The organism is Citrobacter enshiensis (assembly GCF_029338175.1).
Classification (GTDB): Bacteria; Pseudomonadota; Gammaproteobacteria; order Enterobacterales; family Enterobacteriaceae; genus Citrobacter_D; species Citrobacter_D enshiensis.
Window position 1 is genome coordinate 3,334,370 of record NZ_CP119862.1, and the last position, 22,103, is coordinate 3,356,472.

A 22,103-nucleotide genomic window follows, 5' to 3' on the forward strand; every position below is an offset into this window, starting at 1 on the left:
TTTATATGAATATTAATGACTTATGCGCCAATCTGAATATCGCATGCGTTGAATGCGGCGCGCAAGCGACGGGCAAAAGCGAGTGCGTGCTCGCCATCGCCGTGAAGACACACCGTCTGCGCCTCCACCTTCGCCCACTCGCCGGTAATGCTTTTGACTCGCCCGGACTGCACCATCTCCAGGGTTTGCGCCAGAGACTGTTCTTCGTCTTCGATAAGCGCCCCGGGCTGGGTGCGCGGCACCAGACTGCCATCCGCCAGATACCCTCGATCGGCAAACACTTCCTGACGCGTTGTCAGGCCATAGTGTGCGCCTGCGCGGATCAGTTCACTGCCGGCCAGTCCCACCAGAATCAACGCCGGATCGCAGGCATGCACCGCCCTGGCGATGGCATCTGCCAGCTGCGCGTCTTTGGCTGCCTGGTTATACAACATGCCGTGTGGTTTAACGTGGCGCATCACGCCGCCTTCCGCCTTTGCGATCGACGCCAGCGCGCCAATTTGATACAGCGTTTGGGCATACACCGTTTCCGGCGGCAGCGTCATGGCGGTGCGACCAAAGTTTTCCCGATCCGGAAAACTGGGGTGTGCGCCAATCGCCACACCATTTTTTAGCGCTTCACGCACGCTGACCAGCATGGTTGTCGCATCGCCCGCGTGAAATCCGCAGGCGATGTTGGCAGAGGAGACCAGCGTGAGCAGTTCGCTGTCGCTGGCGCAGCCTTCACCTAAGTCTGCATTGAGGTCAATTTTCATCATTGAGTCGCCATGTGAGCTGTTCCACGTAACGTTGCTGATCCCGGCGCGCTTTTAGCGCCTCCTCCAGCGAACACTGAACAAAATGAATCGGCTGTCCGAGGGGAATTTGCGCCAGGTGGTACATATCGGCTTCGATAATGCAGGCGATACGCGGATAGCCGCCCGTTGTCTGAGCATCATTCATCAGGACTATCGGCTGACCATTGTGCGGCACCTGCACGACGCCAGGCAGTAAACCGTGGGACATCAGTTCACGATCCGTGGTGCGTGTTAACGGCTGTCCCTGCAAACGATAGCCCATCCGGTTACTTTGCGGGCTGAGTTGCCAGGGCGAGCGCCAGAATGCCTCCTGCGAGGCCGCATCAAATTCATGATATTCCGGGCCAGGCAGAGCGCGGATCCGGTTCCCCCATAGCAGTTGCTTAACCCCCTGCGGACCGCTGAATTGCCGCGCCGGTTTCCCTGTCGCCAGGCGGTCTCCGTCTTTTAGCAGTCGGCCTCCCAGACCACCGATCCCCACTTTCAGATCGGTACTGCATGACCCCATCACCGGCGGGACATCAATCCCGCCCGCGATGGCCAAATAGCTGCGCATCCCGTGTTGCGGTCGTTTTAGCGTCAGGCGCTGTCCTGCCTTCATCGGCAGCCGCCAGCCTGTCCAGACGGGTTTGCCGTCCAGTCGCGCCTCACAGCTTGCGCCGGTCAGGGCAAACCAGCCGTCGGCCATAAACTCCACCACCAGCTGACCCAGCGTCACTTCCAGTGCCGCGGCATTGGCATCATTGCCCACCAGCAGATTGGCGATGTGCAATGCCGGTTTATCCAGCGCACCACAGTGGCTAATCCCGGACTGACGATAGCCATGCCGTCCGCCATCCTGCACGGAGGTGTACAGACCCGCACGAATAATATTCAGCATACGCCCTCCTTCTGCGGCACAAATCGCACACTGTCTCCGGGACGCAACAGAATCGGTTCGTCCCGCATCGGATCGAACAGTTTTAGCGAGGTATGACCGATCAACTGCCAGCCGCCCGGCGTCGGTAAGGGGTAAATCCCCGTTTGCGCGCCGCCGATGCCCACGGAACCTGCCGGAACAATCAGGCGTGGCTCCGCGCGTCTCGGGGTATGTAATTGTTCCGGTAAGTTCCCAAGATAGGGGAAACCAGGCTGAAAACCTAAAAACCAGACCACGTACTCGACGGACGAATGCAGTTCAACCACCTGCTTCTCACTCAGGCCGCTGTGTCGGGCCACCTCGGCCAGATCCGGTCCCCCAGCCCCGCCGTAAGTGACCGGAATTTCAATAAAACGTGAGTCAGGCTCCAGCGCCACGCTCTCTTCCCACCAGCGCTGCAGGCGCTCTATGGCATCCAGCGCCAGGGTTTGCGGCTCATGCAAAATAACCGTGATATTGTTCATTCCCGGTATGGCTTCCGCCACATTCGGCAGCTCGGCCAGACGCTGTGTCAACCGCCAGATCCGTTTTTGGGTAGCCAGAGTGACCGGCGGTTCAAGTTCAAGCACCACCGCCGTTTCACCCAACAGATAACAACGCGCTCGTTGCACTTTCGTCCCTCTTAGTGTTGTTTATGCCGGATTGGGAATATCAATAAAGGTAACGTCAAGATCGGTGTTTTCATTCAGCCATTCGCTTAACGCACGAATACCGCCACGCTCGGTCGCGTGGTGTCCGGCGGCATAAAAATGCAGTCCCTGTTCACGCGCGGAATGAATCGTCTGTTCAGACACTTCGCCCGTAATAAATGCATCGACGCCAAAACGGGCGGCGCTGTCGATAAAGCTTTGACCGCCACCGGTACACCACGCCACACGCTGAACCGTATCCGGCCCGGTATCCCCACACCATAACGGTTTACGTCCCAGGCGCGCTTCAATCCATGATGCCAGCTCCAGTCCCGGAACCGGCATCGCCAGCTCGCCCCACGGAACTAACGGCTCAATCTCACCCATTACGGTGATCCCGAGCAACGCCGCGAGCTGCGCGTTGTTGCCCAGTTCAGGATGGGCATCCAGCGGCAGGTGCCAGCCGTAGAGGTTAATATCATGGGTCAGCAGTGTTTTCAGTCGGTTACGCTTCATTCCACGGATAACCGGTGATTCCCCTTTCCAGAAGTAACCATGATGAACGATAACCGCATCTGCCTGCAGGCGGACGGCTTCGTCAAGCAACGCCTGGCTTGCCGTTACACCGGTCACGATTTTTTGTACCGTTGTTTTTCCTTCAACCTGCAATCCATTCGGCGCGTAATCACTGATGGCCGCACTGTTTAGCTTTTCGTTGATCAGATGTTCCAGTTCAGTGTTTTTCATCATTGTTCCCTTCTTAATGTATTCATTACGTTAAAATAGCGTTCTCCCGCCAGTTCGTCGATAGCCATTTCTTTGACTCATTGAGAAACAATAGCGCCGTTTTAAGACGAAATTTTCATGCTGTGCGGCGGGGTGCTGGCCTGGCTGGTCAAAGAGCGTGTCACCGGGAATAGTGCGTATCTGGGGTAAGTTCGCGCGGGGTCTTGGTTTGATGGGCGCCGGTTTCTGTATTCTGACGCTAAGCGCTCGCTGGTCTGCCGCTTACGGTCATTCTTCTATGCCGCTGATGGTATTCGGCCTGGTCGTGATGGGGTTTGCTGAACGGTTTATTGATCCGGTGACGGTCAAATTCTGACCTCATTCTGCCCGACGGGTAGTGCCTGTCGGGCCTCCTCCCTTTCTACGCATCGCTCTTTCGCGCCGCGTCATACGCCGCCAGCGTTTCTAAACGCGCCTGTTTGTGATCCACAATCGGATGCGGGTAATCCAGCGTAACGCCTTCTTTCTGGGCCCACGTCCAGGGAGTGTGGATGGCCTTTCCGGGTACGTTGCGCAATTCCGGCACCCACCGGCGAATAAAGTCGCCGTCACGGTCAAACTTTTCGCCCTGTGTCGTGGGGTTAAAAATGCGAAAGTATGGCGCGGCATCGGTGCCGGTCGAGGCGGCCCACTGCCAGCCACCGTTGTTGGCGGCAAGATCGCCATCGATAAGCGTCGACATGAAATACCGCTCCCCTTCCCGCCAGTCGATCAGCAGGTCTTTCACTAAAAAGCTGGCGGTAATCATCCGTAATCGATTGTGCATCCATCCTGTTGCATTGAGCTGGCGCATCGCGGCATCCACGATGGGATAACCCGTTTTCCCTTCCCGCCACGCCTGAAAATGGGCGGCGTTACGGTTCCACGGCACGCGATCGGTCCAGGGAATGAACGGACGGTGTTGACACAGCCCTGGATAAAAGGTGATCAAATGCCGATAAAATTCACGCCAGATCAGCTCATTCAGCCAGACGCTTCCCGCGCCGCCATCAACAGCCTGTGGCTGCTCCGCCAGTAAGCGATGCAGACACTGACGCGGCGAGAGTCCACCGGTCGCCAGGCTCGCGGATAACCGACTGGTTCCGTCAAGGGCGGGAAAATCCCGTAACTGCTCATAGCGTTCCGCCGTCTGCTGGCAAAACTGACGCAACTTCGCAATCGCCGCCTTTTCCCCGGCAGGGAACAACGTCGGGTCGAAATCCTGCTGCGGCATAGTCAATGTCAACGACGTTATGTCGCACGACATTGCCCCACCGTCACGGCGCTCAGGTGCCGCAACACACGCTGGCATCTCCTCTTTGAGTCGCTTTAGCCAGGCGTTTTTAAAGGGGGTAAACACTTTGTACATCTCGTGATTGCCGGTCATCACCGCGCCGGGCGGCAATATCACGCTGTCATCAAATCCTTCACAAACAACATGGCTTAGTGCGCGCTCTACCGCGACATCACGCTGGCGTTCGTTCACTTCATATTGATAGTTGTAAAACAGATGGCTGACGCCATGCTGCTGGCATACCTCAGAAACCACGCCGACGCTGGCCGCGAAATCATCCACTTCACGAAACAGCAGCGGGATGCCTTTCTCCGCCAGCGCGATTTGCAACGCGTTGAGTTGGGTATTAACCAACGCCGCCTGACGCGGGGACATGTCGTGCGCCGCCCACTGGGCCGGGGTGGAGATGAACAGTGCCAGTACCCGCGCCGAACGATCCCGGCAGGCGGCAGCTAAAGCAAGATTATCATGCAGACGTAAATCACGACGAAACCAGACCAGATGGGTGGTCATAACACTCCTGAATCAGTTATACGTTTAGCTTCCGTAGCGCAAACGCAGGGCCTCGGGCCAGGGATCAAAGTAACGTTGCCCACAAAGGTAAGCATCCGGATACTCCGCCATATAGTGTTTGAGTAACGTGATCGGCGCAAGCAGCGGTTGCGTCGCGCGGCGATACCCGTCGATCAGCGCGGTCAGCTCCTGGCGTTGACGGGCATTCAATTGGTTACGGAAATATCCCTGAACATGCATCAGAACATTGGTGTGATTACGCCGGGTGGCGGGGTGCGAGAGCAGCGTCATTAACCGCAGGCGGTACTCTGAAAAATAAACGTCGAGATCCGGCCAGTCGTGAATGGCCGCCACAAAACGCCCCAGGTCCCGATACTCCGGCTGTGAATGCGCCAGCAGCAGCAGTTTGTAGCGGCTGTGATAACCCAACAGCGCCGCGCGGGTCAGTCCCTGTTGACGAATCCCATTCAGTTCATGCAGCGCATAGATGCGTTCGACAAAGTTTTCACGAATTTGCGGATCGTGCAGCCGCCCGTCCTCTTCCACCGGCAGCCACGGAAAGGTTTCCATTAAAATCGAGGTGTAGATCCCGCGCCCGGCTTTACGGTTGTTTTTGCCGTCAGCATCGTAGACACGTACGCGCTCCATCCCGCAACTGGGCGATTTGGCGCAAACGATGTACCCGCACAAATGTTCGAACCCGGTAACTCGCACATGGCTGAACGTGGTCATGGCATCGGTCAGGTTCCCTTCCCGCTTATCGCTAAAGCGTAACGCGAAGGCGCCGCCTTCATCTTTCACCAGACGCAATGCGGGTCTGGGTACAGGCAGACCGATCGCCATTTCCGGGCAAACCGCTTCAAAATGAACCCAGGGGGATAACGTTTCAACGGCAAATTCCAGCCGTTTATGCCCGCCATCAAAGCGAACCGCGTCGCCTAATAAACAGGCGCTGATGCCAACAGGGATTTTCTCACTCATCACAGCTCCTTTTTCGTGCCTGAGATAAGTGTAGACATAAGGGACGCTACATTGTGGTGGTAATGCGGGTCAATTAAGGAATGAGGAAGAACTTTTTACTCTGGTGAAGAGTGACGTTCACCTTATGTCCACGGCTTCTCTGCAATCACCATACCTGTGAACGTGCAAGGGAAGCCCCGGTCAGCCGTCAACGTCTCATCGATTTCAGCCGGACCGTGGTGTCGCTCCCGCATTCTGACTTTCAGTGATTTCCGTTTGGCTGTTTAACCAAAAACTCAGATAGTCAGGTGTGGGAAGGGTCCGGCCGAAAATTGCCGACGTGTTTCCGTAAGGCCGGGGGAACCCGCAGGGATGCGGGTTCAGGGCGCGTTTTACAGGGACGTTACCTCGCGCCCGGTCCGGTAGCCTGGAGGAATAAACGGAGGGTACCGCGAAGCGGCAATTTTCCTGCCGGGAGCCGGGATTGTTAAGGGGGCGGCGATAGCCCCCTTAACCCGTTCACGGGAAATAAGATACCAGAGAAGCGAAGAACATGAAGTGAACGGAACCCTTCGCAAAACCAGCATGTTACCTTTTCAGGCGACGATCAATTAATAAAAATCGCAGGTGGCTTTTTCAGCCTGATCCATCCACACCGGCTTATCGCTGGTTTTCGACCAGACGCGATGCAGATAGCTATAAAAACGGGCGCGGTCTTTCCAGAACAACATCACCGGCAGCGCCAGTACACCAGCCATAACGGCAAAAGTACGGCGTAACAAGACAATGTGTGCAGGATATTCTTTATAGAGTTCCATACTTTTCTCCCCTTTATCTGGCCGGTGAATCGCACCGGAAAAATGAACTTGGTTAACTGATGAAAAGAGTATCGCTTTTCGTGTAATTTTACTACTCATCCGACCACTTATTTTTAGCTATTTAAGCTTTATTTACCTTCACCACCGTAATTAAGTTACAAGAAAGTTAAATTAAAACTAACCATTAGTTAAATAATGGTCTTTTTCATTTTTATACTTTTTTTATACCCGCCCCCCGGATTTTTGCGAAATCTTTGCAACCAAAATCCTACCCTTTGGATATCAAAACAAATGCCACGGGAGGTGCTCTGTGAGTACAGGCGTGATAATCGGCATCGGGCTGGTTTTCTTGTTATTGGTTTATCTGGTGTATGCCTTGATTAATGCGGAGGCATTCTGATGGCCGCTTCAGGATTTTTACTCATTGCCAGCTTTTTACTGGTGCTGTTTGTGGTCGCCAGACCGTTAGGATCTGGACTGGCCAGGCTTATCAACAATACACCGCTACCGGGCGTCGGCGGCGTCGAACGCCTGCTCTGGCGGGGTCTGGGGATCCCGACTGAAGAGATGAACTGGCAGCGCTATTTGCTGGCTCTCCTCATGCTGAATTTACTGGGTCTGGCGGTGTTGTTTTTGATGCTGCTCGGGCAAAACCTGCTGCCGTTCAACCCACAGCAACTGCCGGGCCTCTCCTGGCATCTGGCGCTGAATACAGCAGTCAGTTTTGTCACCAATACCAACTGGCAGTCTTATAGCGGGGAGACCACCCTGAGCTACTTCAGTCAGATGGTCGGGCTTACGGTACAGAACTTCCTCTCCGCCGCGACCGGTATTGCGGTGATCTTCGCGCTGATCCGCGCCTTTATGCGCCAGAACATCAGCACGCTGGGCAATGCCTGGATGGATCTGGTCCGCATTACATTGTGGATACTGCTGCCTGTTTCGCTGCTCATTGCGCTGTTCTTTGTTCAGCAAGGCGCACTGCAAAACCTCTCCCCTTATCAGCCTTTTGTCACCCTCGAAGGGGCAAAACAGATCCTGCCGATGGGCCCGGTGGCCTCGCAGGAGGCGATCAAAGTGCTCGGCACTAACGGAGGCGGGTTCTTCAATGCCAACTCATCACACCCGTTTGAGAACCCTACGGCGCTGACCAACATGGTACAGATGCTGGCGATCTTTTTGATCCCGACCGCGCTGTGCTTTGCGTTTGGCGATGCCGTGGGCGATCGCCGACAGGGACGCACCCTGCTGTGGGCAATGTCGCTGATTTTTGTAGTCTGCGTGGCGGTGGTGATGTGGGCGGAAGTCCAGGGTAATCCCCATCTGTTGTCGCTGGGCGCTGACAGCAGCATCAACATGGAAGGCAAAGAGAGCCGCTTTGGGGTCCTGGTCAGCAGCCTGTTTGCGGTGGTGACGACAGCGGCGTCCTGCGGCGCGGTCGTTGCCATGCACGACTCCTTCACCGCATTGGGCGGTATGGTGCCCATGTGGCTGATGCAGATTGGCGAAGTGGTCTTCGGCGGCGTCGGGTCTGGCCTGTACGGCATGTTGCTGTTTGTGCTGCTGGCGGTGTTTATCGCCGGGCTGATGATTGGCCGTACGCCAGAGTATTTGGGTAAAAAAATCGACGTGCGCGAAATGAAAATGACCGCGCTGGCGATTCTGGTCACGCCCGCGCTGGTCCTGCTCGGCACCGCACTCGCCATGATGACGGACGCCGGACGCAGCGGCATGCTAAACCCGGGTCCACACGGTTTCAGCGAAGTGCTGTATGCCGTCTCGTCCGCCGCAAACAATAACGGCAGCGCCTTCGCAGGCCTGAGCGCCAACTCCCCATTCTGGAACTGTCTGCTGGCGTTCTGCATGTTTGTGGGTCGGTTCGGCGTGATTATTCCGGTGATGGCGATTGCCGGGTCACTGGTGAGTAAAAAAATCCAACCCGCCAGTCCCGGCACATTACCCACGCACGGCGCGTTATTTGTCGGGCTGTTGATCGGTACGGTGCTGCTGGTCGGTGCGCTGACCTTTATTCCTGCCCTGGCGCTTGGCCCGGTGGCAGAACACCTCTCCTTACGTTGAGCGATGTGGAGCACATTGTTATGAGTCGTAAACAACTGGCGCTGTTCGAACCCTCCCTGGTCGCTCAGGCGCTTCTCGATGCCGTGAAAAAGTTAAATCCTCACGCACAATGGCGCAACCCGGTGATGTTCATCGTCTGGATTGGCAGTCTGTTGACCACCCTGATAACGGTGGCCATCGCAACCGGACATATGGCGGGCAATCCGCTGTTTACGGGCGCTATCAGCCTATGGCTGTGGGTGACGGTGCTGTTCGCCAATTTCGCCGAGGCGCTGGCAGAAGGACGCAGCAAAGCCCAGGCCAATAGCCTGAAAGGCGTTAAAAAAACCGCGTTTGCCCGCAAACTGCGTGAGCCGAAATATGGTGCAAAAATGGATCACGTCCCGGCGGATGAGCTGCGCAAAGGCGACATTGTGCTGGTAGAAGCAGGCGATATTATTCCCTGCGACGGCGAGGTTATCGAAGGCGGCGCGTCGGTGGACGAAAGCGCCATCACCGGGGAGTCAGCACCGGTTATCCGTGAGTCTGGCGGCGACTTCGCCTCCGTGACCGGCGGGACGCGTATTCTTTCCGACTGGCTGGTTATCGAATGTAGCGTCAACCCCGGCGAGACGTTCCTCGACCGGATGATCGCGATGGTGGAAGGCGCACAGCGGCGCAAAACGCCCAACGAAATTGCGCTCACCATCCTGCTGATTGCGCTGACCATCGTCTTTTTACTGGCGACGGCCACCCTGTGGCCCTTTACCGTCTGGGGCGGAAACGCGGTCAGCGTGACGGTACTGGTCGCCCTGCTGGTGTGCCTGATCCCCACCACCATCGGTGGACTGCTCTCGGCAATCGGGGTGGCGGGGATGAGCCGTATGCTGGGAGCGAATGTGATCGCCACCAGCGGCCGTGCGGTGGAAGCCGCCGGTGACGTGGATGTCTTGCTGCTGGATAAAACCGGCACCATTACCCTCGGCAACCGTCAGGCCTCCGATTTTCTGCCTGCCCAGGGGGTAGACGAAAAAACGTTGGCCGACGCTGCGCAGCTTTCTTCTCTGGCGGATGAGACGCCGGAAGGCCGCAGTATCGTCATCCTCGCCAAACAACGCTTTAATTTGCGCGTCCGCGACGTTCAGTCATTGCATGCCACCTTTGTGCCGTTTACCGCCCAAAGCCGCATGAGCGGGATCAATATTGATAACCGAATGATTCGTAAAGGCTCGGTGGATGCGATTCGTCGCCACGTTGAAGCCAACGGCGGTCATTTTCCTGCCGACGTCGAACAAAAAGTGGATAACGTCGCTCGCCTTGGCGCCACGCCGCTGGTGGTCGTCGAAGGCTCCCGCGTGCTCGGCGTGATTGCGCTGAAAGATATCGTCAAAGGGGGAATAAAAGAACGCTTCGCCCAGTTGCGTAAAATGGGCATCAAAACGGTGATGATCACCGGCGACAACCGTCTGACGGCGGCGGCGATTGCGGCGGAAGCCGGTGTTGATGACTTCCTTGCGGAAGCCACGCCGGAAGCGAAGCTGGCGCTGATCCGCCAGTACCAGGCGGAAGGTCGCCTGGTGGCGATGACCGGAGATGGCACCAACGATGCCCCCGCGCTGGCCCAGGCCGACGTTGCGGTGGCGATGAACTCAGGAACCCAGGCGGCGAAAGAAGCGGGCAACATGGTGGATCTGGACTCTAACCCCACCAAGCTGATTGAAGTGGTTCACATTGGTAAACAGATGCTGATGACGCGCGGTTCGCTGACCACGTTCAGTATCGCCAATGATGTGGCGAAGTATTTCGCGATTATTCCAGCGGCCTTTGCAACGACCTACCCGCAGTTGAATGCCCTGAACGTGATGCACCTGCACTCGCCGGATTCCGCGATCCTCAGTGCGGTCATTTTTAACGCGCTGGTCATTGTTTTTCTGATCCCGCTGGCGCTGAAAGGCGTGAGCTACAAGCCGTTATCCGCTTCAGACATGCTGCGTCGCAACTTGTGGATTTATGGTCTGGGTGGTCTGGTTGTGCCGTTTATTGGCATCAAGGTGATTGATTTACTGCTGACCCTGCTGGGTCTGGTGTGAGGTTTCTGATGACTGGATTTCGTCCTGCATTATCCACGTTACTGTTTCTGGCTGTTATCACCGGCGGCGTTTATCCGTTGCTGACGACTACCCTGAGCCAGTGGTGGTTCCCTGACCAGGCCAACGGTTCGCTCATTCGCGATAGCAACGGCGTGCGCGGCTCCGCGCTGATAGGCCAGGCATTTACCCGCGACGGTTATTTTCAGGGGCGTCCGTCTGCCACGGCTGAAATGCCCTATAATCCAATGGCTTCGGGTGGCAGCAATCTGGCTGTCAGCAATCCTGAGCTGGATAAGCAACTGCAGAGCCGTATTGCCGCGTTGCGGGCCGCCAACCCGGAGGCCAGCCCAACGGTGCCGGTGGAACTGGTGACCGCCTCCGCCAGCGGCCTGGACAACAATCTGACGCCTGCAGCGGTGACCTGGCAAATCCCGCGCGTCGCGAAAGCGCGTCAGCGTCCCGTTGAAGAGGTGGCGCAGCTGGTTGCAAAATATACGCAAAAACCGCTGGCGAGCTTTATCGGGCAGCCGGTGGTAAACCTTGTTGAACTCAACCTGGCGCTGGATGCGTCACAGGGGCACTAAGCAACATGAACGACGAACCCTTGCGTCCTGACCCGGATCGCCTGCTGGAGCAGACCAGCGCCCCCCACCGGGGAAAACTGAAAATATTCTTCGGTGCCTGTGCGGGCGTCGGCAAAACATGGGCGATGCTGGCAGAAGCACAACGGTTACGGGCGCAAGGGCTGGATATCTTGATCGGCGTGGTGGAAACCCACGGACGCAAAGAGACCGCCGCGCTGCTGGAAGGACTCGCCATCCTCCCGCTCAAACGCCATGCGCATCGTGGACGGCATATCAACGACTTTGATCTCGATGCCGCCCTCGCACGCCGTCCGGCACTGCTACTGATGGATGAACTGGCGCACAGTAACGCGCCGGGCTCACGTCATCCCCGTCGCTGGCAGGATATTGAAGAACTGCTGGAGGCGGGGATCGACGTTTTTACGACCGTTAACGTTCAGCATCTGGAAAGTCTGAACGATGTCGTCAGCGGCGTGACGGGGATTCACGTTCGTGAAACCGTCCCCGACCCGTTTTTTGATGCCGCCGACGAAGTGGTGCTGGTCGACCTCCCTCCTGACGATCTCCGCCAGCGCCTCAACGAAGGTAAAGTGTATATCGCCGGTCAGGCAGAACGGGCAATCGAGCATTTCTTTCGCAAAGGGAATCTGATCGCCCTGCGTGAACTGGCGCTGCGCCGTACCGCTGACCGGGTAGACGACCAGATGCGAGCATGGCGCGACCGTCAGGGTGAAGAAAAGGTCTGGCATACCCGCGACGCCATACTATTGTGCATCGGGCATAATACCGGCAGCGAAAAGCTGGTACGCGCGGCGGCCCGGCTGGCTTCGCGACTTGGCAGCATCTGGCACGCGGTGTATGTGGAAACGCCCGCGCTGCACCGGTTACCGGAAAAACAACGACGTGCGATCCTCAGCGCGCTGCGACTGGCCCAGGAGCTGGGCGCTGAAACCGCCACGCTTTCCGACCCTGCTGAAGAGAAAGCCGTCGTGCGCTATGCCAGAGAACATAATCTCGGCAAAATCGTCATGGGGCGCCCCACCACACGCCGCTGGTGGCGCAGCGATTCCTTTGCCGAGCGACTGGCAAAACGCGCGCCGGATCTCGATCAGGTCATTGTTGCGCTGGATGAGCCGCCCGCCCGTCCTCTGGCGCACGCCCCCGATACCCGCACCTTTAAAGACAAATGGCGGGTACAAATTCAGGGCTGCATCGTCGCCGCCGCACTTTGTGCCTTCACCACCCTTATCGCCATGCAGTGGCTGGTGGCCTTCGACGCCGCGAACCTGGTGATGCTGTATCTGCTGGGTGTGGTCGTGATCGCCCTCTTTTATGGTCGCTGGCCGTCGGTGGTGGCGACCATTATTAACGTTGTCAGTTTCGACCTCTTTTTTATTGCTCCCCGGGGCACCCTCGCCGTCTCAGACGTACAGTATCTGCTGACCTTTGCCGTGATGTTAACGGTCGGTTTGGTGATTGGGAATCTGACGGCTGGGGTCCGTTATCAGGCGCGCGTCGCCCGCTACCGCGAACAACGCACCCGCCATCTTTACGAAATGTCGAAAGCGCTGGCGGTCGGACGCAGCAGGCTGGATATCGCGACCACCAGCGAGCAGTTTATCGCCTCCACATTTCAGGCGCGCAGCCAGGTTTTACTGCCCGATGAAAACGGCAAACTGAGGCCCCTGACGCAGCAACAGGGCATCACGCCCTGGGATGACGCCATCGCCCAGTGGAGCTTTGATAAGGGCCAGCCTGCCGGTGCGGGGACTGACACGTTGCCCGGCGTGCCGTATCAAATCCTGCCCTTAAAAAGTGCGGATAAAACACACGGTCTGGTGGTTGTCGAGCCGGACAATCTTCGCCAGTTGATGATCCCGGAACAGCAGCGTCTGCTGGAAACATTCACCCTGCTGGTCGCCAGTGCCCTTGAGCGTCTGATGCTCACGGCCAGTGAAGAACTGGCCCGCCTCGCCAGCGAACGCGAAAGCCTGCGTAATGCCCTGCTCGCCGCGCTTTCTCATGATTTACGCACGCCGCTGACCGTGCTATTTGGTCAGGCGGAAATCCTGACCCTCGATCTGGCGAGCGAAGGATCACCGCATGCCCACCAGGCGAACGAAATCCGCCAGCACGTGCTCAACACCACGCGGCTGGTCAATAATCTGCTGGATATGGCGCGCATTCAGTCTGGTGGGTTTAATCTTAAGAAGGAGTGGCTGACGCTGGAAGAAGTGGTCGGCAGCGCACTGCAAATGCTGGAGCCGGGATTAACGCATCCGATCAATCTTTCACTGCCGGAGCCGCTAACGCTCATTCACGTAGACGGTCCGCTGTTTGAGCGTGTGCTGATCAATCTGCTGGAAAATGCGGTTAAATACGCTGGCGTACAGGCCACGATCGGCATCGATGCCCACATTGATGGGGATCACCTGACTCTGGATGTGTGGGATAACGGCACAGGCATCCCGCAGGGGCAAGAGCGCAGCATATTTGATAAGTTCGCCCGCGGAAATAAAGAGTCTGCGGTACCGGGCGTTGGGTTGGGTCTGGCGATTTGTCAGGCGATTGTCGAGGTGCACGGCGGTACCATCGCGGCGCAGAATCGACCGCAGGGCGGTGCCTGTTTCCGTGTTACACTGCCACAAGAATCTCCCCCTGAACTTGAAGATTTTCATGAGGATATGTGACAAACGTTCTGATTGTTGAAGATGAGCAGGCCATTCGTCGTTTTCTGCGTACCGCGCTGGAAGGCGACGGACTGCGTGTCTATGAAGCCGATACGCTGCAGCGCGGTTTACTGGAAGCCGCGACGCGAAAACCCGACCTTATCATTCTCGATCTTGGTTTACCGGATGGCGACGGTATTGATTTTATTCGCGATCTGCGCCAGTGGAGCGTTATCCCCGTCATCGTGCTTTCTGCCCGCAGTGAAGAGAGCGACAAAATCGCCGCGCTGGATGCCGGTGCCGATGATTATCTGAGTAAGCCCTTTGGTATTGGCGAACTGCAGGCGCGTTTACGTGTCGCTTTACGTCGCCATTCCGCCAGCCCTTCTCCCGACCCGGTCGTCTGTTTTTCCGACGTGAAGGTGGATCTGACCGCAAGACTGGTACATCGCGGCGAAGAAGAGATCCACCTGACGCCGATTGAATTTCGCCTGCTGGCGGTGATGTTGAATAACGCGGGTAAAGTGTTAACCCAACGCCAGTTGTTGAGTCAGGTTTGGGGGCCGAATGCCGTCGAACATAGCCACTATCTGCGTATTTATATGGGGCATTTACGTCAGAAGCTGGAGCAGGACCCAACCCGCCCCCGCCACTTTATTACCGAGACGGGAATCGGTTATCGGTTTATGCCATGAAAATGGGATAAAAAAAGGAGCCTGATTGGCTCCTTTTTCGTTTAGGTAATTGTGTGTTTAGGCGTTTTTCAGCACTTCACTGACAATTTCAACGGCTTCTTTCTCGATCTGTTTGCGATGTTCTTCACCGAGGAAACTTTCACAGTAGATCTTGTAAGCGTCTTCCGTACCGGACGGACGCGCAGCAAACCAGCCGTTGTCGGTCATCACTTTCAGACCGCCAATGGAAGCGCCGTTGCCAGGTGCCGCCGTCAGACGCGCGGTGATCGGATCGCCCGCAAGCATGCTGGCGCTGACCATTTCCGGGGACAGTTTGGACAATGCCGCTTTCTGAGCGGACGTCGCCGCCGCCTGCAAGCGGTTATAGCTCGGCGCACCAAAGCGAGCCGCCAGTTCGTTGTAGTGTTCCTGCGGGTTTTTACCCGTGACCGCGGTGATTTCCGCCGCCAGCAGACACATGATGATGCCGTCTTTGTCGGTAGACCACGGTGTGCCGTCAAAACGCAGGAAAGAGGCCCCCGCACTCTCTTCGCCACCAAAACCGAAGCTGCCGTCGAACAGACCGTCAACAAACCATTTGAAACCTACCGGCACTTCCACCAGTTTACGGCCTAAATCGTTCACCACACGGTCGATCATTGCAGAAGACACCAGCGTTTTACCAACTGCAACATCTTTGCCCCACTGTGGACGATGCTGGAACAGGTAGTTGATGGCAACCGCCAGGTAATGGTTCGGGTTCATCAGTCCTGCTGGCGTGACGATGCCGTGACGGTCATAGTCCGGATCGTTGGCAAACGCTAGATCGAACTTATCACGCAGCGCCAGCAGACCCGCCATCGCACACTCGGAGGAGCAGTCCATACGGATCGCGCCGTCTTTATCCAGGTGCATAAAGCGGAAAGTCTGATCAACCTGATCGTTCACGATGGTCAGATTGAGTTTGTAATGCTCGGCAATACGTTTCCAGTATTCGATACCGGAGCCGCCCAGCGGATCGACGCCCAGCGTCAGGCCCGCTTTTTGAATCGCCGCCATATCGACGATATCCGCCAGCCCTTCAACGAATGGCTGCACCAGATCCTGCTCTTTCACATGACCGGAGGCCATTGCCGCATCCAGTGAAATGCGTTTTACGCCTTTCAGACCATCCGCGAGCAGCGCGTTAGCCCTGTCTTCAACCACTTTGGTAACGTTGGTATCCGCCGGGCCGCCATTGGGCGGATTGTATTTAATACCGCCATCTTCCGGCGGGTTGTGGGACGGCGTAATCACGATGCCGTCAGCCAGCGGACCGCCTTTTTTGTTATGGACCAGGATCGCATTCGAAACCGCAGGCGTCGGCGTAAAGCCGTTGTTTTCCTGAACAATGACATCGACACCGTTCGCCGCCAGTACTTCCAGAACGGAAATAAAGGCAGGCTCGGACAGTGCGTGAGTATCTTTACCCACATAGCAAGGGCCAGTGATGCCGTTTTTCGCACGCTCTTCAGCAATCGCCTGGGCAATGGCCAGAATGTGCAGTTCATTAAAACTATGACGACCGGCGCTGCCGCGATGCCCGGAAGTTCCGAACTTCACCGCGTGCTCCGCATTCCCTGCTTCCGGTTTCAATACATAGTATTGCGCCGTCAGTTGGGCGACATTAATTAAATCACTCTGTTGCGCAGGCTGACCTGCACGCTTGTGGATTGCCATTGCCTGGTCCTTTTAATGCAACGTTTAGATTGTTCCGCAAACCTTTTCAATCAATTCCGCCGGGAATTGCATTGATTGCATGATGTGTTCAATCATGCTGCATTTACGGCCGGTGTTGGTGTTGGTGATCACCCAATACGGCGTGCCTGGCACGTGTTTCGGCTTGGTTTGATTACCATTTTTCAGCAGAGTCTGCTCGTCTGCCGCAAAATATACGCGCGTACGACCGTGCAACGAATCCGTCGCCTCAGCAAACGCGTTGTGATCCAGTGAGTAAAGTGTAGACAGTACCAACATAAAGCGATTTACCGCTTTCTTCTGCTCCGCATATTCATCGGAGAGCAGAAGTTCACGCATGGCGCGCACTTTATCTTTTACGGGGTTGACCGGCTTCGCTTCAACGATAGCGGGTTGCGCTGTGCGCACCTCTTTCGCCGCCGGAGTGACAGGCTGTGATGCGGCGGAAAATTTCAACATACGCCGTAAAATGTCGGATGCGCTCTCGCCGATATGCTTGGTGTGGCTGGCAATATAGCTATAGAGTTCATCATCAACTTCAATCGTTTTCATCTTAATCCAGTGCGGTGTCTTATCTGAATACAAGTCGTTGGGATTATAGGGGCAAATCCCAACAGCGGATAGCGTCAAGCCAGGCTGTCAGAAAAACTCGGAGTAAACCGTAGTTGTTGCAGCCCCGTGGCAGAATGGTCAACATAATACCCTAACCCGACAGAGCGAAAAAAAGAACTTTGCCATGAAATTGAACATCCGAGCGCAATCTGCACAAAAGCTGCACAATAATTCTCCCATCGTCCTTGTTCACGGCTTGTTTGGTAGCCTTGATAACCTCGGCATACTGGCGCGCGATCTTGTAGAGGATCACGACATCATCCAGGTTGATATGCGTAACCACGGTCTTTCTCCCCGCTCAGCGGAGATGAATTACCCGGCGATGGCGCAGGATCTGCTGGATACCCTGGACGCTGCGAATATCGAAAAAGCCACCTTCATTGGTCACTCAATGGGCGGAAAAGCCGTCATGGCGCTGACCGCACTGGCGCCGGATCGTATTGATCAACTGGTGGCGATTGATATTGCGCCGGTTGATTATCACGTGCGCCGCCACGATGAGATCTTTGCCGCGATCAACGCCGTGACCGAATCTGACGCGCAAACACGCCAGCAGGCGGCAGCCGTCATGCGCCAGCACCTCCAGGAAGAAGGCGTGATCCAGTTCCTGTTAAAGTCGTATGTCGATGGCGAGTGGCGCTTTAACGTGCCCGTATTGTGGGAGCAGTACCCGCATATCGTGGGGTGGGAAACCATTCCCGCCTGGGATCATCCGGCATTGTTTATCCCAGGCGGCAATTCCCCCTACGTCACCGAGGCCTATCGTCACGATTTACTGACCCAATTTCCTCAGGCCCGGGCGCATGTGATTGCGGGTGCTGGCCATTGGGTGCATGCAGAAAAACCGGATGCCGTGCTACGCGCGATACGCCGGTATCTGGCGGATAAGGCTAACTGATTAAAAACTCAGCGTCCGCGCGCGATTACGTGCGTGGACGTTGGCGTGCCTCACTCGCTGATGTATGATGGCGCGCTATCCATCCGGGCATACGCCTGGCTGATTGTTTCCCCGAAGTCACCAAAATCATGGCCAAAGAACAAACGGACCGTACGACATTAGATCTGTTCGCGCACGAGCGTCGCCCGGGACGACCCAAAACCAATCCGCTTTCGCGTGATGAACAGCTACGCATTAACAAGCGTAATCAGCTTAAACGCGACAAGGTTCGTGGGCTTAAGCGTGTCGAACTGAAGCTGAATGCTGATGCCGTGGATGCGCTGAATGAACTGGCGGAAGCACGCAATATGAGCCGCAGTGAGCTCATTGAAGAGATGCTGACAAACCAGCTTATCTCGCTGCGTGGCCAGGGGTCTGTCTGAATTTCTGCTCTAAATCATAAATCGTGTAGCACAGAGTGCAGTCCTGCGTGTTTGCTGTTTCCGCATGCCTGACTGATCTGCTATGATTGCCCTTATCCGTGGGCAATACGCCACCACCATTTCAATAAGTTTCAAGAGGTTATTTTACTCATGGCAATCACTGGCATCTTTTTCGGCAGCGACACCGGTAATACCGAAAATATCGCAAAAATGATTCAAAAACAGCTTGGTAAAGACGTTGCCGATGTTCATGACATTGCGAAAAGCAGTAAAGAAGACCTGGAAGGGTATGACATTCTGCTGTTAGGTATTCCAACCTGGTACTACGGTGAAGCACAGTGCGACTGGGATGACTTCTTCCCTACCCTCGAAGACATTGATTTCAATGGTAAACTGGTGGCTCTGTTTGGCTGCGGCGATCAGGAAGACTACGCAGAATACTTCTGCGATGCGCTGGGCACCATCCGCGACATTATCGAACCGCGCGGCGCGACCATCGTAGGTCACTGGCCAACCGCTGGCTATCACTTCGAAGCTTCCAAAGGTCTTGCTGATGACGATCATTTTGTCGGTCTGGCTATCGACGAAGACCGTCAGCCGGAACTGACCGCTGAGCGCGTTGAAAAATGGGTTAAACAGATTTCTGCCGAACTGCATCTCGACGAAATCATCAACGCCTGATTTCGTGCGGCGCAGAAACTATCTGCGCCGCATCAATAGATAAAACCAATCAAAATAATTGCTACAAATTTGTAACTTTCCTGCCCATCCCTGTACAATGTTCGGGTGTTATTCTGGTATTGCACAGTGTGATTGTAGGCAGTACCACGTTTTGATTAATAATATTTGCCCGAGGCTTGCAGTTTTCATTTAGACATGGCAGTTCTATAATGATACGCATTCTCTCAAGTGCAATTACTGTCACTTCTTTAATGAAGTGAATCGTTTAGCAACAGGACAGATTCCGCATGACTGACAACAATACCGCATTAAAGAAGGCTGGCCTGAAAGTAACGCTTCCTCGTTTAAAAATTCTGGAAGTTCTTCAGGGACCGGATAACCATCACGTCAGTGCGGAAGATTTGTATAAACGTCTGATCGACATGGGTGAAGAAATTGGTCTGGCGACCGTGTATCGCGTGCTGAACCAGTTCGATGACGCCGGTATCGTGACCCGCCACAATTTTGAAGGCGGTAAGTCCGTTTTTGAACTGACTCAACAGCATCATCATGATCATCTTATTTGCCTCGATTGTGGCAAAGTGATCGAGTTCAGCGATGATTCTATCGAAGCGCGCCAACGTGAAATTGCGACTAAGCATGGTATTCGTTTAACCAACCATAGCCTCTATCTTTACGGTCACTGCGCTGAAGGCGATTGCCGCGAAGACGAACACGCGCACGACGCAAAGTAATATGCCCCCCAAAGAGCCAACCACGCGGTTGGCTTTTTTATGCCCAAAAAAAGACCCGCTATCAAAGCAGGTCTTTTTCCCTTCCAGTGAGTACATTTACTGTACTGTGTTTTTACTGCGAATTTCTTTCCAGATTTTATCGCAATCGGCTTGTACCGCCTGACCATTGCCCGTACGTGTCGCCTGAATACATTGCTGGTAATCCAGTACCCGCACGCTTTCTTCGTTAGCAAACTGCTTATGCTGGTCTTCTTTTTTCAGCACATTTAATACGCTTTGGCAGGCTTCGATTTTTTCCGGTGAACCTTGCGCGGTGTTAATGCACGCACTGTATGCCTCTTTAAGGCGGCTATCTTCCTTGGGTGCGGGAGATTGCGCGCAGGCCACCAGCCCTGACGCCATAATGGCGATGAGTAACATTTTTTTCATATAACGGTCCTCAACGATGCGGCAGAGAAATACCCTGCCGCGACTGGCATCAGAAAATAGTGAATGGGGCGATAACCATGAACTTCACGTCACGCTCATCCTGGAAGATGTTGCCATAACCGCCGCTCCAGCTTGGGATGTTGGAGTGGTTGTCATACTCGGTGAAGTGCAGTTTAAACATGGTGCCTTTGGCACGTCCTTCTTGCATGGTATAAACCGCATCAAGACTGTAGGAGGATTCTTCGATGGTTTTGTTTTTGTCGTAGAACGCATCCGGGTTGCTCTGCCAGGTAGCCGGTTTTGCATCCCAGGCATAGACGTACGATGCTCCCAGCGCCATACCTGGCAGATTCCAGTTCTTCAGGTCATACATCGCGCCGAAGAAGACCGCTTTTTCGCCGTTGGCGTTAAAGTCGGAACGGTTATCCCACCAGACATCCAGACGACCGTTTGAGGAGGCGTAGGTCGGCGTCATACGCTGCAAGAAGTAACCCTGCTGCCCGTCCGCTTTAACCCAGGTTCCTTCCAGACGCAGATCGACCACTTCCGCCACTTTGTAACCGAAAGTCAGTGCCTGCAACCATGCAGTGCCGTCGTAGATATCGTTCACACTGCGGTCATCAACTTTATCGCGTGCGCCGTAGAACTGGTAACTGGTGGTAAACGGATTCCCACCCAGATCGAATTTGTAGCTGGCTTTGGCAAAGTACTGATCGACATAGCCCTCAGACTGACCAAAGGCAGCCTCAAGAATAAGGTCATTTTTGAAATCGTATTTTGCGCCAACGGAGTGGAGGTAATCGACTTTGGTCTTTTTATCAGCCTGGTAGAATTTATCCACTTCAATGTGCCACGGCGCTTTATACTCGTTGGCCCACATATAGGAGAAGCTCAACGCACCCGCATCGCCATAGTCAAAGTTGGCTCCGGCTTCTGCCCCTTGATAGGTACCCGGCATAAAGCTCCAGTGCGGCGCTAACAGCGTCTGTCCGGTTGGCTGAATATAACCGGCACGTGCCCAGGTCGGACCATATTTAAATTTTGCAGCGGCTTTATAAAGGCTGATACCACTCTTATCGCCAGAGTAATCTTCGTCATAGCCTTTATTTTTTTTCGAGAATGCAATTTCGTTAGGGTGTCCGCTGTCGTCACTTTCCGCCATTTCAATTGCGGTAAACGCCGCAATATCCAGACCGAACATATCCGCTGCATAACCCGACTGGAAATCCAGGTTGGCGTTCCAGGTCGCGTGTGAAAGGTTGGTTTTGTATTTGTCTTCATCCGTGACGTCTTTACGGTCACGCTCACGCTGCCAGTAATAAATACCGCCTGTTAAAGTCGAATCGTCGATAAAGCCCGCGGCGCTTGCCTGCGGCGCAACCATCCAACCCGACATTGCTGTGATACCGGCAATAGCCAGCGCCAGCGTACTACGTTTGCCACTAAACGTACGCATATGTTAATCCTCTTTGACGTATAAAATGCTGCCGCCAAAGGCGAACAGCTAAAAATAAAAATTAAAAATAGCGCTGAGAAAACCTCATTGACTACAGTGAACAGACTATTTTTCGCGACGCGAATTATCAATCTCTTTCTGTAACCAGTATGTAATAATATGAGCGACCGCACATATTTCATTGCTTTTTGTTACACATTCAACAAATGCGAAAAATTATCATTAAAATGAAAAATACCGTTGATTTCCATGAAGATGAAAACGGTTACAGCGTTGAATTTAGTCACGACCTAAATTTCTGAGCACACTCATCAAAAAATCATTTATCGGATTAATTATTTTTTAGGTGCAATTAATTCGCTCT

General features: G+C 54.8%; 21 protein-coding genes and 1 pseudogene. 11 read left to right on the forward strand and 11 right to left on the reverse strand.

Annotated features, from left to right (window positions below; all coding sequences use genetic code 11):
• Positions 1-20: 20 nt before the first annotated feature.
• The 4 genes from pxpA to ybgI are packed head-to-tail and all read right to left on the reverse strand — an operon-like array spanning position 21 to position 3,092.
• Entirely contained in the window at positions 21-755 is a 735-nt protein-coding gene (gene pxpA / locus P2W74_RS16045; RefSeq protein ID WP_276295206.1) for a 5-oxoprolinase subunit PxpA, read from the reverse strand.
• The gene (gene pxpC, locus P2W74_RS16050) at positions 745-1,677 is read right to left on the reverse strand and encodes a 5-oxoprolinase subunit PxpC (protein WP_276292391.1); all 933 of its coding nucleotides are present in this window, start codon (positions 1,675-1,677) and stop codon (positions 745-747) included. Before pxpC ends, pxpA begins: the two co-directional genes overlap by 11 nt.
• Positions 1,671-2,327: a 5-oxoprolinase subunit PxpB gene (pxpB, locus tag P2W74_RS16055; protein ID WP_276292392.1), complete on the reverse strand. Its 657-nt coding sequence runs from the start codon at positions 2,325-2,327 to the stop codon at positions 1,671-1,673. The genes pxpC and pxpB overlap by 7 nt, the downstream gene beginning before the upstream one ends.
• A 21-nt stretch (positions 2,328-2,348) precedes the next feature.
• Positions 2,349-3,092 carry a radiation resistance protein YbgI gene (gene ybgI / locus P2W74_RS16060; RefSeq protein WP_276295207.1) on the reverse strand — a complete coding sequence of 248 codons (744 nt, stop codon included), beginning with the start codon at positions 3,090-3,092 and terminating at the stop codon, positions 2,349-2,351.
• A 117-nt stretch (positions 3,093-3,209) separates the two neighbouring features.
• Between ybgI and P2W74_RS16065 the strand changes: the two are divergent.
• A pseudogene (locus P2W74_RS16065) lies at positions 3,210-3,438 on the forward strand (POT-type proton-dependent oligopeptide transporter); the annotation flags it as partial.
• Positions 3,439-3,492: 54 nt separating this feature from the next.
• Here P2W74_RS16065 and phrB read toward each other — a convergent pair.
• From phrB to P2W74_RS16080, 3 genes are all read right to left on the reverse strand, one after another.
• A complete protein-coding gene (phrB, locus tag P2W74_RS16070; RefSeq protein WP_276292393.1) occupies positions 3,493-4,917 on the reverse strand; it encodes a deoxyribodipyrimidine photo-lyase in 1,425 nt (474 codons plus the stop codon).
• 24 nt (positions 4,918-4,941) lie between these two features.
• Positions 4,942-5,898 carry a YbgA family protein gene (locus tag P2W74_RS16075; protein ID WP_276292394.1) on the reverse strand — a complete coding sequence of 319 codons (957 nt, stop codon included), beginning with the start codon at positions 5,896-5,898 and terminating at the stop codon, positions 4,942-4,944.
• Between the two features lie 590 nt (positions 5,899-6,488).
• The gene (locus P2W74_RS16080; RefSeq protein WP_276292395.1) at positions 6,489-6,695 is read right to left on the reverse strand and encodes a YbfA family protein; all 207 of its coding nucleotides are present in this window, start codon (positions 6,693-6,695) and stop codon (positions 6,489-6,491) included.
• Positions 6,696-7,005: 310 nt separating this feature from the next.
• On the opposite strand from P2W74_RS16080, the gene kdpF reads away from it, so the two are divergent.
• From kdpF to kdpE, 6 genes are read left to right on the forward strand one after another with little or no spacing between them, the layout of a single operon-like run.
• Entirely contained in the window at positions 7,006-7,095 is a 90-nt protein-coding gene (gene kdpF, locus P2W74_RS16085; protein ID WP_162382540.1) for a K(+)-transporting ATPase subunit F, read from the forward strand.
• Positions 7,095-8,774: a potassium-transporting ATPase subunit KdpA gene (kdpA, locus tag P2W74_RS16090; protein WP_276292396.1), complete on the forward strand. Its 1,680-nt coding sequence runs from the start codon at positions 7,095-7,097 to the stop codon at positions 8,772-8,774. The genes kdpF and kdpA overlap by 1 nt, the downstream gene beginning before the upstream one ends.
• A 20-nt stretch (positions 8,775-8,794) precedes the next feature.
• On the forward strand, positions 8,795-10,843 hold the full coding sequence (kdpB, locus tag P2W74_RS16095; protein WP_276292397.1) for a potassium-transporting ATPase subunit KdpB: 2,049 nt from the start codon (positions 8,795-8,797) through the stop codon (positions 10,841-10,843).
• Between the two features lie 8 nt (positions 10,844-10,851).
• Entirely contained in the window at positions 10,852-11,427 is a 576-nt protein-coding gene (gene kdpC, locus P2W74_RS16100; protein ID WP_276292398.1) for a potassium-transporting ATPase subunit KdpC, read from the forward strand.
• 5 nt (positions 11,428-11,432) lie between these two features.
• A complete protein-coding gene (gene kdpD / locus P2W74_RS16105) occupies positions 11,433-14,117 on the forward strand; it encodes a two-component system sensor histidine kinase KdpD (protein ID WP_276292399.1) in 2,685 nt (894 codons plus the stop codon).
• Positions 14,114-14,791: a two-component system response regulator KdpE gene (kdpE, locus tag P2W74_RS16110; protein WP_276292400.1), complete on the forward strand. Its 678-nt coding sequence runs from the start codon at positions 14,114-14,116 to the stop codon at positions 14,789-14,791. The genes kdpD and kdpE overlap by 4 nt, the downstream gene beginning before the upstream one ends.
• 57 nt (positions 14,792-14,848) lie before the next feature.
• On the opposite strand, the gene pgm is transcribed toward kdpE, so the two are convergent.
• Both pgm and seqA read right to left on the reverse strand, forming a co-directional pair.
• The gene (gene pgm / locus P2W74_RS16115; RefSeq protein WP_203358481.1) at positions 14,849-16,489 is read right to left on the reverse strand and encodes a phosphoglucomutase (alpha-D-glucose-1,6-bisphosphate-dependent); all 1,641 of its coding nucleotides are present in this window, start codon (positions 16,487-16,489) and stop codon (positions 14,849-14,851) included.
• Between the two features lie 24 nt (positions 16,490-16,513).
• The gene (gene seqA, locus P2W74_RS16120) at positions 16,514-17,059 is read right to left on the reverse strand and encodes a replication initiation negative regulator SeqA (protein ID WP_276292401.1); all 546 of its coding nucleotides are present in this window, start codon (positions 17,057-17,059) and stop codon (positions 16,514-16,516) included.
• Positions 17,060-17,243: 184 nt separating this feature from the next.
• Here seqA and ybfF point away from each other — a divergent pair, with 184 nt between their 5' ends.
• From ybfF to fur, 4 genes are all read left to right on the forward strand, one after another.
• Entirely contained in the window at positions 17,244-18,017 is a 774-nt protein-coding gene (gene ybfF, locus P2W74_RS16125) for an esterase (protein WP_276292402.1), read from the forward strand.
• 128 nt (positions 18,018-18,145) lie between these two features.
• Positions 18,146-18,439 carry a LexA regulated protein gene (gene ybfE / locus P2W74_RS16130; RefSeq protein WP_203358484.1) on the forward strand — a complete coding sequence of 98 codons (294 nt, stop codon included), beginning with the start codon at positions 18,146-18,148 and terminating at the stop codon, positions 18,437-18,439.
• A gap of 150 nt (positions 18,440-18,589) precedes the next feature.
• Positions 18,590-19,120, forward strand: a complete 531-nt coding sequence (fldA, locus tag P2W74_RS16135; RefSeq protein ID WP_167456047.1) for a flavodoxin FldA — start codon at positions 18,590-18,592, stop codon at positions 19,118-19,120.
• Between the two features lie 287 nt (positions 19,121-19,407).
• Positions 19,408-19,854, forward strand: a complete 447-nt coding sequence (fur, locus tag P2W74_RS16140; protein ID WP_276292403.1) for a ferric iron uptake transcriptional regulator — start codon at positions 19,408-19,410, stop codon at positions 19,852-19,854.
• Positions 19,855-19,950: 96 nt separating this feature from the next.
• Here fur and P2W74_RS16145 read toward each other — a convergent pair whose 3' ends face one another.
• Positions 19,951-20,283 (reverse strand): ChiQ/YbfN family lipoprotein, encoded by a 333-nt coding sequence (locus P2W74_RS16145; RefSeq protein ID WP_276292404.1) that lies wholly within the window; start codon positions 20,281-20,283, stop codon positions 19,951-19,953.
• A 49-nt stretch (positions 20,284-20,332) separates the two neighbouring features.
• Entirely contained in the window at positions 20,333-21,739 is a 1,407-nt protein-coding gene (gene chiP, locus P2W74_RS16150; RefSeq protein ID WP_276292405.1) for a chitoporin ChiP, read from the reverse strand.
• Between the last annotated feature and the right edge of the window lie 364 nt (positions 21,740-22,103).

Bases quoted from the DNA above. Each gene is read 5' to 3' on its own strand.
- pxpA (WP_276295206.1), bottom strand. From the start codon at position 755: ATGAAAATTGACCTCAATGCAGACTTAGGTGAAGGCTGCGCCAGCGAC.
- pxpC (WP_276292391.1), bottom strand. From the start codon at position 1,677: ATGCTGAATATTATTCGTGCGGGTCTGTACACCTCCGTGCAGGATGGC.
- ybgI (WP_276295207.1), bottom strand. From the start codon at position 3,092: ATGAAAAACACTGAACTGGAACATCTGATCAACGAAAAGCTAAACAGT.
- phrB (WP_276292393.1), bottom strand. From the start codon at position 4,917: ATGACCACCCATCTGGTCTGGTTTCGTCGTGATTTACGTCTGCATGAT.
- P2W74_RS16075 (WP_276292394.1), bottom strand. From the start codon at position 5,898: ATGAGTGAGAAAATCCCTGTTGGCATCAGCGCCTGTTTATTAGGCGAC.
- P2W74_RS16080 (WP_276292395.1), bottom strand. From the start codon at position 6,695: ATGGAACTCTATAAAGAATATCCTGCACACATTGTCTTGTTACGCCGT.
- kdpA (WP_276292396.1), top strand. From the start codon at position 7,095: ATGGCCGCTTCAGGATTTTTACTCATTGCCAGCTTTTTACTGGTGCTG.
- kdpB (WP_276292397.1), top strand. From the start codon at position 8,795: ATGAGTCGTAAACAACTGGCGCTGTTCGAACCCTCCCTGGTCGCTCAG.
- kdpC (WP_276292398.1), top strand. From the start codon at position 10,852: ATGACTGGATTTCGTCCTGCATTATCCACGTTACTGTTTCTGGCTGTT.
- kdpD (WP_276292399.1), top strand. From the start codon at position 11,433: ATGAACGACGAACCCTTGCGTCCTGACCCGGATCGCCTGCTGGAGCAG.
- pgm (WP_203358481.1), bottom strand. From the start codon at position 16,489: ATGGCAATCCACAAGCGTGCAGGTCAGCCTGCGCAACAGAGTGATTTA.
- seqA (WP_276292401.1), bottom strand. From the start codon at position 17,059: ATGAAAACGATTGAAGTTGATGATGAACTCTATAGCTATATTGCCAGC.
- ybfF (WP_276292402.1), top strand. From the start codon at position 17,244: ATGAAATTGAACATCCGAGCGCAATCTGCACAAAAGCTGCACAATAAT.
- ybfE (WP_203358484.1), top strand. From the start codon at position 18,146: ATGGCCAAAGAACAAACGGACCGTACGACATTAGATCTGTTCGCGCAC.
- fldA (WP_167456047.1), top strand. From the start codon at position 18,590: ATGGCAATCACTGGCATCTTTTTCGGCAGCGACACCGGTAATACCGAA.
- fur (WP_276292403.1), top strand. From the start codon at position 19,408: ATGACTGACAACAATACCGCATTAAAGAAGGCTGGCCTGAAAGTAACG.
- P2W74_RS16145 (WP_276292404.1), bottom strand. From the start codon at position 20,283: ATGAAAAAAATGTTACTCATCGCCATTATGGCGTCAGGGCTGGTGGCC.
- chiP (WP_276292405.1), bottom strand. From the start codon at position 21,739: ATGCGTACGTTTAGTGGCAAACGTAGTACGCTGGCGCTGGCTATTGCC.